The sequence below is a fragment of the Candidatus Zixiibacteriota bacterium genome (assembly GCA_020853795.1).
Taxonomy (GTDB): Bacteria; Zixibacteria; MSB-5A5; order CAIYYT01; family CAIYYT01; genus JADJGC01.
In genome coordinates, this window is record JADYYF010000214.1 from 1 (window position 1) to 13,529 (window position 13,529).

Sequence of the window (13,529 nt, forward strand, 5' to 3'; positions counted from 1 at the left end):
GGAGAGGTGACGAAAACGCTTCGTCACTGTTTCGTCACTTCGTCAGTGTGATCAGAGATTGTATTTCTTGAGTTGGGAGTTAAGCGTCGTCCGCGGTATGCCGAGTTCCTCGGCGACCTTGCTCTTGTTCCCGTCGTGGCGCCGCAACGCCTCAAACAGTCGCCGCCGCTCCGAGCCTTCCGCATCCGGTGCCCCCAACTGCTGCCGCAACAGCTCGAACACATCGCTGTTGCCGTTGCCGTCCAACAGCGCCGCCACCCGTGTGATCATCGCAATCAGCTCGCGCGCATTCCCCGGCCACGAGTACGCCTCCAACGGGTCGCGCAGTGCCGCCGCAATTGCCTCACGATCGATCGCGATTCCGCACCGCGCCAGCAGCATGATCGCCAGCGGCACGATATCCTCCGGCCGCTCCCGCAGCGGCGGCAGATGGATCGGCATCTGACAGAGCCGGTGGTAGAGGTCGCTGCGGAAGCTCCCCTCCCGCACCATCTGCCCCAGATCGCGGTTGGTCAGCGCAAGAAACCGCACATCGATCCTGCGGTCCTCCGATCCGCCCAGGCGGCGAACCACCTTCGAGTCGAGCAGCCGCAGAAGCTTGGCTTGAATCGCCGGGGGAACTTCACCGATCTCGTCAAAGACAAACGTCCCGCCGTCGGTCAATTCGATCAACCCCGGACGATCCGTCGTCGCACCCGAATAGGTTCCCTTGGTAACGCCGAACAACTCCGCCTCGAGAAGGCTCTCCGGCATCGCCGCCGAGTTGACCACCCGCAACGGTCTGGCAGCGCGATTGGACGTCTTGTGGATGTACTCCGCCAGCAGGTCCTTGCCGGTTCCGGTTTCGCCGGTGATCAGGATGGTCAGGTCGCTGTCTTTCACCTTGTCCGCCAGCGCCAGGATCCGTTTCATCGACCCGGATGCGGCGATGATGGTGGGAGCGGAGGGAGTCTTCAAAGTCAGTCGCTGTTTAGAGGCAGGCTTGTGGTCGAAATGATGAGCGTCCTCTCGTTCCGCGATCACTGCATCTACCTGCGCGACCCGCTTGGGGACCTCCATCTCGACAAACAACGCCCGGGTAATCCGCAGGTGCTCGTCGCTCTCAGCTTCGCTGAATACCTTTGCGCGGCCGGCATCAAAGTGACTCAGCGCCAGCTCGTAGCGCGCTCCCAGTTGCCGCAGAAGTTCGATCGACTTGGTAAAGAACGAGCGCGCTTCGTCGCGGTTGCCGTCGTGAGCATGGATATGCCCGTAGGCCCGCCACAGCGCGCCCAGTTCGATGCGTTCGGAGATTTTGTTGATCGCGGTGTCGGCCTTGGCCGCAGTCGCGCGTGCAAGATCCCAGTGCCCCTCGGCGATATGGACATCGGTCAACATCCGCAGCGTCTGAGCCACGGCCGAGGCGGTCGGTTCCGGCATATCGAGCACTTGTTGGTAGTATTCTTTGGCTTTCTTGTAATTGCCGGCGAAGTACTCGTTCAGGCCGAGGTATTCGAGGCAGACGGCGACGTCGCGCGAACTCCTTTCTGAAGTAGCGAACTTCAGAAGACGATGCAGGAGCACGTGAGCGCTTCTGAAGCTACACACGTAAGCTTGCACGATACCTCTGATTTGGTCCACTCGAAGCGCAAGTCCACTGTGGTCGCCCATCTGCTCTACTTCGTCAAGCAGATCCAAGCACTCCTTGTGCCTGCCTTGTAGCCATAGACATCTGGAAAGATTCAGCCGACATACACTCTGTTCGTAGCCAGTATTGTGACTGATCGAGAGTGCCAATGCTTTGGTGTAGCAATCGCTAGCTTTGCTTAGCTCACCCTTCAGCATGTGAACTAAGCCGATGTTTATGAAGACGCCGCAAAGGGACTTGTAAGACCCGGCGCGTTTTGACGAGGCGTAAGAGTCGAGGTAATCTTCGATTGCTTCATCCAGCTGACCAAGGGCATGCCTGATCGCTCCTGCTAACAGCTTATATCTTGCATACACTTCATGCGAAGAGCAGGTACGTGCATAGCGTAAAGCAGCGCGCACACGACTGAGCGCTCGTGCGTAATCGCCTCGGAAGTAATCGCATCTGGCAAAGTAGTAGTAGTATTCGGAACGACATATCGGACTCGTCGACTGTCGCACATCAATCGATCGGAGCATTCTGAGAGCAGTATCGTGCCGACCCGCTTCTGAGAGTTCCCGGATCGAGCTCAGCTTCTCCTCAATAATCCGGATGTTCACTCCGCTTGAACGTCCCTCAGACAATTGGATCTCCTCCGGTATCTGCTGCGACTTCCCAGAGCTTCGGCTTCCTCGGGTCCGTCTGGCTTTTCACCGGCCCGTCATTTGTCGGCGAACTCATCGTCGGTGTCGCGTTCTTTACCTGCGGCGGCTCAAACTGTATCCCAAACCACAGCCCCAATTGTATCCGCAGCGTTCTCACCAGCCAACTCAACGGCGCAGCCCCATCACTTTCCACCCTCGCCGGCGCTGTTGTCACTGCGGCGGATGTCCCCCTGGCAGTCGTCGCGCTTTGGCCGCCAAGGGCCGCAGCGGAAAGGGCGATCACCCCGCAGAGAACCAGGAGGGTGACAATTTTCAAGTGACGCTGCTTCATCGTCTCTTCTCGTCGTTTATGGTTACGCTTTCCTCGTTAACGTCTCGTCTATAGCACAATCACGCAAATCAATCAAATCCCCACCCTCCGCTCCGCTGCGGGTAGGCTACCGGCTTTCGTGCCCGATCGAGCACGACAGAAAAGAATCTCTATCCTACCAATAACATTATCGGCGCGGGCAAAATCGACCCTCAACGAAATGAGTAATCGCCAGACCGCGCCGTGTCATGTCTCTCCCTCAGGCTGAGCACCGATCGCTCAGCTCTGTTTCACGCTTGATGGACCAGAGTCTTTTTCTGATGCTGTTTGTTCAACCTTGTCGGTCTACTGATTAATACGAATTGACCCCCAAAATTGTCAAGTGAAAAAATGCCCCGCGACACCTCAAAAGGTGCTGCGGGGCAGCGACTTGCCACTGACAGAATCTGTCAGTCTGGACCATTCTGATAGCAGTGGAAGCTCAAGACCAATGGCTCCTCGCCTACGACACCGCCTCCGCCTTCTCCGGGATATGATATTCTTCCCGCTTGCGGTGGGTCGACAGGTAGGTATAAAGCGCAGGGATCACGTAGAGCGTCAATCCCAGCGAGAACAAGAGTCCGCCGATAATGACGATGCCCATCGACACGCGGCTCTTGGCGGCCGCGCCCAGCGCCAGCGCGATCGGCAGCGCGCCAAACGCCGTCGCCAGACTCGTCATCAGGATCGGACGGAAGCGCTGCACCGCGGCGTCGATCACAGCTTCGCGCACGCCCAACCCCTGATCCTTGCGCTGATTGGCAAACTCGACAATCAATATGCCGTTCTTGGTGACAATACCAACCAGCACGATGATACCGATCTGGCTAAAGATGTTGATCGTCTGCCCGAAGAGCCAGAGTGACAGGACCGCGCCGGCCAGGGCCAGCGGTACCGTAAACATAATGATCAGTGGATCGCGGAAGCTTTCGAACTGCGCCGCCAAAATCAAGTAGACCAGCGCCAGCGCCAGCAGAAATGCAAAAAGCAGGGTGTTCGAGCTTTCCATGAATTCCTTCGAGACGCCGGCCAGACTCGTCGAGAAGGACTCATCCAGCGTCGACTGCGCGATGTTGTCCATGGCCGTAATCGCTTGGCCGAGAGTGTATCCCGGCGCCGGATTGGCCGAGACCGTTGCGGACACGTAGCGGTTGTAGCGGTACAGCTGCGGTGGGCTCGAACGATAGGACATCGTCACGACGTTGTCGAGTTGGATCAACTCGCCGCGCTTATTGCGCACATAAATCGAACTGAGATCGAGCGGTTCGTCGCGGTTGATGCGATCGGCTTGCGCAATGACTGAGTATTGCTTGCCGTCGTAGATGAAAAATCCATAGCGCTGGCCGGAAAAGTACAGCTGCAGCGTCTCGGCGATATCGCGCACCGTTACTCCCAGTGCCCGGGCGCGATCGCGATCAATTTGAATCGTCAGTTCCGGTTTGTTGAATTTCAAGTTCAGGTCGACGACAGAAAACGCCGGATCGGCCTGCGCCTTTTCCATGAATGGTGGAATCACTTCTTTCAACTTTTCAAAGTTCGGCGCCTGAATCACGTATTGGACCGGCAGTCCGCCGCCGCGCCCGGTGCTGATTGTCTGCTCCTGCGTGACAAATGTCCGTGCAAACGAGTAGTTGCGCAGCTGCCCGGTCAGGATGTTCGCCAACTCCTGCTGCGATCGTTCACGCTCGTTCGGCGGCACCAGATTCATCCGAACAAACCCGCTGTTGACCGCAGCCGATGATCCAAATCCCGGTGCGGTCACCGACATCAAGGCCGACTTCTCCGGCAGCGTATCCACCAGCGCGATCACGCGACCGATATAGTCGTACATCGCCTCGTACGATGTTCCTTCCGGTGCCGTCGCGTTGATCACCAACCGGCTCTTGTCCTCCAGCGGCGCCAACTCCGACTGCAGCAGGTGGCCGACCCCGAAAATGATCGCCACCGATACCGCCATGATCACCGGCGCCAGCACTCGCCGCTGTATGAACCAGCGTAATGTTCGCTGATAGCTCGCCGCCAGCGCGTTGAACCACCGCTCGCTCAGCAGAAAGAGCTTGTTCTCGTGCTCGCTCTTATGCAGCGTGCGCGCGCTCATCATTGGCGTCAACGTCAGGGAGACAAACGCCGAAATCAGCACCGATCCGGCCACGACGATCCCGAATTCGCGGAATAAGCGGCCGGTCAATCCCTGCAGAAAGATGATGGGCAGGAACACGGAGGCCAGTGTGATTGTCGTCGAGATGATCGCGAAGTAGATTTCTTTCGCACCGCGATGCCCGGCCTCCATCGGCCGCATCCCCTTCTCGATCTTGCTGTAGATATTTTCCAGCACCACGATGGCGTCGTCGACCACGATGCCGGTCGACAGCACAATACCCAGGAGGGTCAGGATGTTGATTGAGAAATTCGCCAGGTACATGATGAAAAATGCCCCGATCAGCGATATCGGAATCGCCAGCATCGGGATGATCGTCGTTCGCCAATGACGCAGGAAGATGAAGATCACGAGCAAGACCAGCCCAAATGCGATCAGAATGGTCTCGACCACTTCGACAATCGCCTTGCGGATGTTGGCCGTCGTGTCCAAGGCAACATTAAAACGCAGATCGGAAGGTAGGTCTTTCTTGATTTGGTCAATGCGCCGATAGAATTCATCCGCAATATCGATGTGGTTTGAACCCGGTTGCGGCGTCACCGCGACCCCCACCATCGGCACACCGCCGTTGCCGCGCAGAATCGTTCGTTCATTCTCCGGCGCCAGCACCGCTTCGCCGACATCCCGCAGACGCACGACTGCGCCGTTAGCTTCCTTGATGATCAGTTCATTGAAATCTTCCGGACTGGACAGCCGCCCAAATGTCCGGATCGACAGCTCCGTGGCATAGCCTTCGATTCGCCCTGTCGGTAACTCAACGTTTTCGCGATTCAGCGCATCCCGCACGTCCAGCGGCGTCAACCCGTGCGCCGCCAACTTGGCCGGGTCAATCTGCAGCTTCATCGCGAAGCGCTTCTCGCCCCAGATGCGCACTTCACTAACCCCCGGAATCGTTTGCAGCCGCTCCTTGAACGCATCGTTGGCGATTGCCGACAACTCCAACAAAGTCAGCCGGTCGCTTTGAATCGTCATCGAGACAATCGGGCTGGCGTCGGCATCCGACTTCGACACGATCGGCGGATCAACATCCGGTGGCAAATTGCGGATAGCGCGCGATACGCGGTCGCGTACATCGTTGGCCGCGTCCTCCATGTCGACCCCTAACTCAAACTCGACTGTGATCGTGCTGCGGCCGTCGCTCGAGGTTGAGGTTAGTGAACGTATGCCCGCGATGCCGTTAATCGACTCTTCCAACGGCTCCGTAATCTGCGACTCGATCACGTCGGCATTAGCGCCGGTGTAACTGGTCGAGACGGTGATAATCGGTGGATCGACGCTCGGGTACTCGCGCACGCCCAGAAATAAATAACTGATCACACCGAAGAGCACGATCAAGATCGACAAGACGATTGCCAGTACTGGACGATTGATGGTAACCGAGGAGAGGTTCATTGGCCGCGCCTTAGTTGTCTCGCAGTTGCTTGATTTGCACTCCCTTGCCGTCGCCGAGCTGAAGCAGGCCGGTGACAATCAATGTGTCCTCCGCCTTCAGTCCAGCCGTGATCTGAATCGATTTCTCTGTGCGAATCCCCGTGATTACCCGCACCGCACGCGCCACGCCGTTTTCGCTCACAAACACCTTTTCCCCGTTGAGTTCCGGAATCACGGTCTCGGTTGGAACGACGATGGCGTTCGGGATTTCCTCCAGCGTCAGCTCCACGCGCGCAAAGGCGCCGGGAATCAGGATCTCCCGGGGATTCGGGATTCGCGCCCGCGCCTTGATCGTCCGCGTCCCCTGGTCGATTTTCGATTCAATCGCGTAGACGGTCCCGTCGAACGTCGAGTCCAGATCCCCGACGCGCACCAGCACCTTGGCGCCATCGCGCAATAGCCCGGCATATTTCTCCGGGATCGCGAATTCCACTTTGACGGGATCAAGATCCTGCATCGTGGCCGCCAGCATATTTGGCGACACATAACCGCCTTCACTGACATAGCGCAGTCCGACCCGTCCATCAAAAGGCGCCCGGATCTCAGTCTTGGCCAACTGCGACTCGATCACCTCGCGCTCGGCCTGAATCATCTTATAGCGATTTAGCGCTTGATCGTATTCTTCCTGACTAATCACTTTGATCTCAAATAGATTCCGTTTACGCAATTCCTCGTCCGCTGCCAGCTTCTCTTCGAGTTCTTTGCGCCTGAGCTGCGCGCGCAGTTCGGCATCATTGACCTTGAGCATCAGCTGCCCAGACGTGACCCGCGAACCTTCCTGAAAATAGACATTGGTGATGCGTCCGGAGATTTCCGAGCGCAGTTCTACTTCCTCATTCGCCAGAAGCGTACCGGTCGTAAAGATCCTGTTCGCCAGCGACTGCGGTCGAACCACCAGCGCCTCAACCGGCACCGTCGCCACTCCGCGGTTACCGCCGCCCGGCTTGCCCGTTCCGTCGCTGCAACCACCGGCGGTCAAAAGGGCTGCCAAGATCGCCGCCAGAGTAATTGCCAAGGGGATTTTTCTCATGGATGGAGATCGGTCCTGCATTACTAAGTATAGGTCGATTTTGGACATTTGGTTCCCGCTGAGTCAGATGATTCGGCCAGCTTTCGCAATGTATCGCGATTCAGACATCGAGCACGTGCAGACGGTCAGCGGCTGTAATCGGGCCGCTGTCAATGTAACCGACCGGCCGGGAAATATAGCGGATCTTGCCGTTTTTGATATCAGTATCGTGATGCAAATGCCCGAAAAATGCGTGGGTCACCAGCGCGCACCCAGTGATGGCCGCTTCGATTGTCGTCGCGCCGTGATAGGCATTCCAGTAGTCCTGCGGCGTACCACCATAAACCAGCAATTGCCGCGACGGCACGAAGTGCGTGACGACGATCACGCGCTCGGCGCCGCCTTCGACCGCTTCCGCCAATTGCGCCCGCAGGGCAGTCGCCATCGATGCCGTAATCTCGGCATCGCTCCGGCACAATCCGGCCCGGCTCAATCCCTGCGCCGGCTCATGCAGATCCTTGAGCCACCAGACGTTCTGCATGTCGTTCCACATGTGCGGCTGTCCGGTTCGCGGGTTCGTCCAGACTCCGCGAGCGTAATCTGTCAGAGTCGCGGTTGTGTCCAAGTCGGCGTTGCGGTAGGAATAATCGTACCAGCCCATGCACCCGGCGATGGCAATTTCCCCGACAGCAACCGGGCGGTCGTGGAGCATCACGAAGCCGTTGGCCTCAGCGATTTTCGGCAGATGAACATTGTACTTCCCACCAGAATCGAGTCCCGTCAGAAGCGCTCGCTTCGACTCGATCCAGATATCATGGTTCCCGGGTACCATAACTTTGAGTGCCGGCAAATTGGCAAACTGACGCAAAGTCCAATTGAAATCCTCCAGATTTCCGGCGATGTCCCCGCCCATCATGAAGACATCGGGAGAAGCGGCAAGCACAGCGTCTCGCAATGCTGGAACGAACTCTCGATTAGCTACTGAAGAGTCAACATGCAGGTCGGATACGAAGACGATTCGAGTCATCTTATTTCCATCGGTCCCCTCGGCTATAAGCAGTATTCTTCTTACGCAGTCAAGATCGATTCCGCAATTTCGTTGAACAGCTCCCCGGTAAGTGCTTATTTAAAAACAAGTTGACTATGGCACGACTATTTTTGTCACTTATGACCTCTCCTCAATGGAATGTGAAATCTTTCACTAAATTTTCGCTTATACGGCTGCAAATCCTTGACTTGGTACTCTTGTTTCTCTAATTTGGCAACCGTCGGCGAGGAGCATGAGTTCCTCGCCCCTTTAGGAGAGACAACGAGCCGCGCGATTAGATGCCAGACATAGTCGACAGCAGCGGCTTTTTTTGTGGGCGGGACTGACTGCAGCTTAACTAAGGCCGGTCACCCACCCGATTTATTTCTGCCGTGAGATACACGGAAGGGAGAATTCTTCATGAAGAGCGATTCGTTCAACGCCTTTGCGATGGCGCAGCAGCAGTTTGACAAAGCGGCTGACTTCCTGAACCTCGACGAAGGCACGCGCGGCCTGCTCAGAGAACCGCTGCGCGAGTATCATTTCAGCATCCCGGTGCACATGGATGACGGCAAGGTCAAAATCTTCCGCGGCTTCCGTGTCCAGCACAACGATGCGCGCGGACCCAGCAAAGGCGGGATTCGCTTCCACCCCCACGAGACCGTCGACACCGTCCGCGCTCTGGCGATGTGGATGACCTGGAAATGCTCGGTCGTTAATATCCCGCTCGGTGGCGGTAAGGGCGGCGTGATCTGTGATCCGCATAACCTCAGCCAGCGCGAACAAGAACAAATCTGCCGCGGCTGGATTCGTCAATTGTGGCGTAATGTCGGTCCGCTGGCCGACGTGCCTGCTCCCGATGTCATGACGAACGCCCAGCACATGCTGTGGATGCTTGATGAATACGAACACATCACCGGCGAAAAGAGCCCCGGTCTGATTACCGGCAAGCCGGTCGGCATGGGCGGCTCACTCGGACGTACCGAAGCCACTGGCTATGGCGTCATCTACACCGTCCGCGAAGCCCTTAAGGAGCTGAACATGAAGCCGGAGAATACTACGGCGGCATTCCAGGGCTTCGGCAATGTTTCCCAGTACGCTCTTCAGCTCTACCAGCGTATGGGCGGTAAGCCGATCTGCGTCTCCTGTTGGGATCAGAAAGACCAGATCTCGTACACGTATCGCAAGATGTCGGGTATCACCTTCGAGGAACTGATCGGTATCACCGACCGCTTCGGCGGCGTCGACAAGACCAAGGCGAAAGACCTCGGCTACGAGATATTGCCGGGTGATGCCTGGATTGAGCAGGATGTTGATATCCTCGTACCCGCGGCGATCGAGAACCAGGTAACCGCCGAAACCGTCAAGAAAGTGTCGAAGAAGGTGCGGATTGTAGCCGAAGGCGCCAATGGCCCGACTACGCCGGAAGCCGACAAGGTGTTGGAATCGCGCGGTATCTTCCTGATCCCCGACTTCCTCGCCAACGCCGGCGGTGTAACCTGCAGCTACTTTGAACAGGTGCAGAGCAACATGAACTACTACTGGGAGAAGGATGAGGTCCTTGGCAAGCTCGACGTCAAGATGACCTCGGCATTCTCCGATGTCTGCGATCTGGCCAAGAAGAAGAAACTCTATATGCGCGACGCGGCCTATATGATTGCTGTCAGTCGCGTGGCCCAAGCCTGCCGCGACCGCGGTTGGGTGTAAGCTTACACTGCAGTGGGTCAACAGAGATGAGCCGGCAATGGCTCATCTCTTTTTTGTGCTTGCGATTGCACCGCTACAGCAGATCCGCCGACGCCGCCGGCACCTTCAGCTTCCTCTCTGAACGCGCAACGTATGTCGCCGCCGTGATATCGCCGGTCACATTCAACGTCGTGCGGCACATATCGAGGAACCGATCGACGCCGAGAATCGCTGCGATCAAGCCCGGATTCACCCCGATTGAAACCAGCACAACAATAATGAAGGGGATTGAGGCCGCCGGTACTCCTGCTGTGCCGACGCCACCCAGAATCGCCAGGTAGGCCACCATAATCTGCTGTCCGAGTGACAAGTCGACTCCCGCCAGTTGCGCTAAAAACAGCACGCTGACCCCTTCATACAGCGCTGTACCGTTTTGATTCGCCGTCGCGCCGATCGTCAGCACGAAATTGTTGATCTGGCGCGGTACGCCGAGATTAGCTTCGGTCACCCGGATCGTCGTCGGCAGCGTGGCATTTGAGGACGATGTCGAAAATGCCGTCAACATGACGGTGCGCACGCGCTCGAAGAACAACAGCGGCGAAATTCGCGATAAGAAACGAACTGACAGCGAATAGACCACAAACATGTGGATCGACAATCCCAGCAGGACCGTCAGGATAAACCAGCTCAGCGCCTGCAACAGATCGAGCCCGAAACGCGCGATCGTGTTGAAGACCAGGCACGCCACGGCCACGGGTGCAAACAGCATTACGATGTCGATCACCCGCGAGCAGACCTTGAACAATGATTCGCTCAGTCGTACCACCGGCGCAGCCGCCTCGGCCGGCACCAGCGTGATGGCGATGCCAATAATGAGTGCGAAGAACATCATGTGCAGAAGATTTGGCGGATCGGAGGCCACCGCTGCGATCGGGTTTGCCGGAACGAGGGTCTTAACCACCTGCTGGAACGGCGACTCATCCTTGATCGCCGTCTGGGCAGCTTCCACCCGCCGGCTGGCATCGCCGCCAAAGCGCTCCTGCAGCGCTTGCGCCGTCGCTGGATCAACCCGCTCGCCGGGGCGGATCGTATTCGCCAAGCCAATCCCAATCACCACCGAAATGGCCGAGATCAGCAGGGTATAGACCAGGCACTTCAACCCCACCCGCCCGAGTGTCCGGATATCCCCGATTCCGGCGATTCCCGCCACCAGCGACGAAAACACCAGCGGCACCACGATCATCAGCAGAAGCCGCAAAAACAACTGACCGACCGGTTCGGTGAGGTTGCGGATCAACCACCCAATCCGCTCATCATTTCCCCCCAGCCAGAGGTTGACAGCGATGCCCCCGAGGATTCCCGCGGTCAGACCCGCCAGAATCCACCAGTGCAGTTGCCAGCGAAAGTTGCGAAGTGATGCCTTCATTGATCGGTCGAATATAGTGCCGCGTTCGTCTCAACAGAAGCGCCAATTTCCCGCGGCACCGCGCCGCAATTTGCTGCGGCGGCATCCATACTTTTGTGTATCTTGTGGTCGATGAACGACGACACAACTTCCCCGCACGGCGACGCCCTCACCCCTTTTGATCGCAAGACTTTTGACTCCTCCGGGACGATTTCCGTCATTGGTTCCGGCGCCATCGGCGGCAAAGCGCAGGGACTGGCTTTCGTCAAGGACGCCGTCGTGCCGCACGTGGACGCCGCTCGATTTCCCAATCTCGGCGTCAATCTGCCTACGCTGACAATCCTCACTACCACAGTTTTTGACGAGTTTATGGCCGAAAACCGTCTTTATGAATTGGCCATGCGCGATGACATCCGTGACGACCAGATTACGCACGCGTTTGTCGAAGCCAGCCTGCCGGCGCGCATTGTCGGCGATCTGCGTGCGCTGGCCGAAAAGGTTCACAGCCCGCTCGCGATCCGCTCATCGAGCCTGTTCGAAGACGCCCTGCACGAACCCTTTGCCGGTGTTTATCGCACGAAGATGATTCCGAACAACCAGGACGACCCCGATTACCGCTTTCGCGCTTTGACGGAGGCAATTAAGTACGTCTTTGCCTCGACCTTCTTTCGCGATGCCAAGAATTATATCAAGACCACTAAGCAGAATCCCCGCAACGAGAAGATGGCGGTCATCATTCAAAAAGTTGCCGGTGAACGGCGTGATGAGCGCTTTTATCCCGTGGTCTCCGGCGTTGTCCGCTCCTACAACTTCTACCGCTCCGGTAACGCCAAGCCGGAAGACGGCATCGTCAGCCTCGCCCTCGGCCTTGGCAAGACTGTTGTCGACGGGGGCGTCTGCTGGACCTACTCACCGGCCTTTCCGCGCGCCAATCCGCCGTACAAGACCATCCGCGAGATGATTCAGGGTACGCAAACCAAGTTCTGGGCGATCACTCTCGGGAAGGTGCCTCACGACCCGCTGGAGGAAACTGAGTATCTGGTCCAATGCGACATCGCCGAGGCAGAGGATCATGGCACACTCGCCTTTGTCGCTTCTACTTATCAAGCCGACAATGACCGCATTGTCACCGGTCTGACCGGCAATGGTCCCCGGATTGTGACGTTTGCCCCGCTTCTTAAAGTCACCGACATCCCGATCAACGACATGATCCGTTACCTGTTACGACTCTGTGAGGAAGCTGTCGGCCATGAAGTCGAAATGGAGTTTGCCCTGACCATCAATCACTCCGACCAGGCGGCCAAATTCTGGATTTTGCAGGTGCGGCCGATGTTTGTCTCCCACACTCGTGTCGATGTTGAGGAGGCGGAAATGGCCGCGCCGGAGGTGATTGCAGCTTCGGAGCGGGTCCTCGGCAACGGCTTCGTCAACACCATCCGCGATGTCGTCTTCATGCACCCCAAGTTGTTCACCGACAAGGAGTCCTATCTGATTGCCTCTGAGTTGGAAACCATCAACCACCGGTTGGCGCTGGAGGGACACCCTTACCTACTGGTCGTCTTCGGCCGCCTTGGCACCACCGACCCGCCCGCCGGGATCCCGGTGCAATGGTGGCAAATCTCCGATGCCAAGGTCATTATCGAGACCTCTCTGCCGGAGATGCACGTCGAAATGTCCCAGGGCTCGCACTTCTTCCATAACGTGATCAGTTCACAAGTTGGCTATTTTTCGGTACCGCACACTGCAAAATATCCGATAAATTGGGAGTGGCTGCGCGCACAGCACACCGTCATTGACAGTGCATTCGTGCGCTACGTTAAACTCGCTTCACCGTTGCGCGTGAAGATTGACGGCCGCCGCGGGCGCGGGGTGATAACGATATGACCGATCCGAAACCCACTTCCGACAAACTGCTCTGGTTCCTGCGTGAACGCGCCAAGGAACTCAACTGCCTCTACCGCATCGAGGAGTGGCTCAACAAACCCGGTGTCACGCTCGATCAGGTGTGCATGGGCATCATTGAATCGATCCCTCCCGGCTGGCAATACCCCGACATTTGTCAGTCCCGCATCATCCTTGAGGACTCCACCTTCACGACCTCCGGTCTGCGCGAGACTCCGTGGGCGCAGACAGTACCACTCAAGGTCTTCGACGAAGTCATCGGCACCATCAGCGTCTACTACTCACGCGAAA

9 protein-coding genes are annotated in these 13,529 nt (G+C 57.4%); 3 read left to right on the top strand and 6 right to left on the bottom strand.

Annotation, left to right across the window (positions count from 1 at the left end; translation table 11 throughout):
* Positions 1-51: 51 nt before the first annotated feature.
* The 5 genes from IT585_15385 to IT585_15405 form a co-directional block, all read right to left on the bottom strand.
* A complete protein-coding gene (locus tag IT585_15385) occupies positions 52-2,145 on the bottom strand; it encodes a sigma 54-interacting transcriptional regulator (protein MCC6964633.1) in 2,094 nt (697 codons plus the stop codon).
* 97 nt (positions 2,146-2,242) lie between these two features.
* Entirely contained in the window at positions 2,243-2,602 is a 360-nt protein-coding gene (locus IT585_15390) for a hypothetical protein (GenBank protein MCC6964634.1), read from the bottom strand.
* Between the two features lie 481 nt (positions 2,603-3,083).
* A complete protein-coding gene (locus tag IT585_15395) occupies positions 3,084-6,170 on the bottom strand; it encodes an efflux RND transporter permease subunit (protein MCC6964635.1) in 3,087 nt (1,028 codons plus the stop codon).
* A gap of 10 nt (positions 6,171-6,180) precedes the next feature.
* Positions 6,181-7,239 (bottom strand): efflux RND transporter periplasmic adaptor subunit, encoded by a 1,059-nt coding sequence (locus IT585_15400; protein MCC6964636.1) that lies wholly within the window; start codon positions 7,237-7,239, stop codon positions 6,181-6,183.
* A 100-nt stretch (positions 7,240-7,339) separates the two neighbouring features.
* Positions 7,340-8,245, bottom strand: a complete 906-nt coding sequence (locus IT585_15405) for a metallophosphoesterase (protein ID MCC6964637.1) — start codon at positions 8,243-8,245, stop codon at positions 7,340-7,342.
* A gap of 420 nt (positions 8,246-8,665) precedes the next feature.
* Between IT585_15405 and IT585_15410 the strand changes: the two genes are divergently transcribed.
* On the top strand, positions 8,666-9,952 hold the full coding sequence (locus tag IT585_15410) for a Glu/Leu/Phe/Val dehydrogenase (protein MCC6964638.1): 1,287 nt from the start codon (positions 8,666-8,668) through the stop codon (positions 9,950-9,952).
* 73 nt (positions 9,953-10,025) lie between these two features.
* Here IT585_15410 and IT585_15415 read toward each other — a convergent pair whose 3' ends face one another.
* The gene (locus tag IT585_15415) at positions 10,026-11,357 is read right to left on the bottom strand and encodes a dicarboxylate/amino acid:cation symporter (GenBank protein ID MCC6964639.1); all 1,332 of its coding nucleotides are present in this window, start codon (positions 11,355-11,357) and stop codon (positions 10,026-10,028) included.
* A 111-nt stretch (positions 11,358-11,468) separates the two neighbouring features.
* Between IT585_15415 and IT585_15420 the strand changes: the two genes are divergently transcribed.
* Both IT585_15420 and IT585_15425 read left to right on the top strand, forming a co-directional pair.
* Positions 11,469-13,220 carry a hypothetical protein gene (locus IT585_15420; protein MCC6964640.1) on the top strand — a complete coding sequence of 584 codons (1,752 nt, stop codon included), beginning with the start codon at positions 11,469-11,471 and terminating at the stop codon, positions 13,218-13,220.
* Positions 13,217-13,529: hypothetical protein (locus IT585_15425; GenBank protein ID MCC6964641.1), on the top strand; the 313-nt coding region annotated here is incomplete at its 3' end. The genes IT585_15420 and IT585_15425, both read left to right, overlap by 4 nt.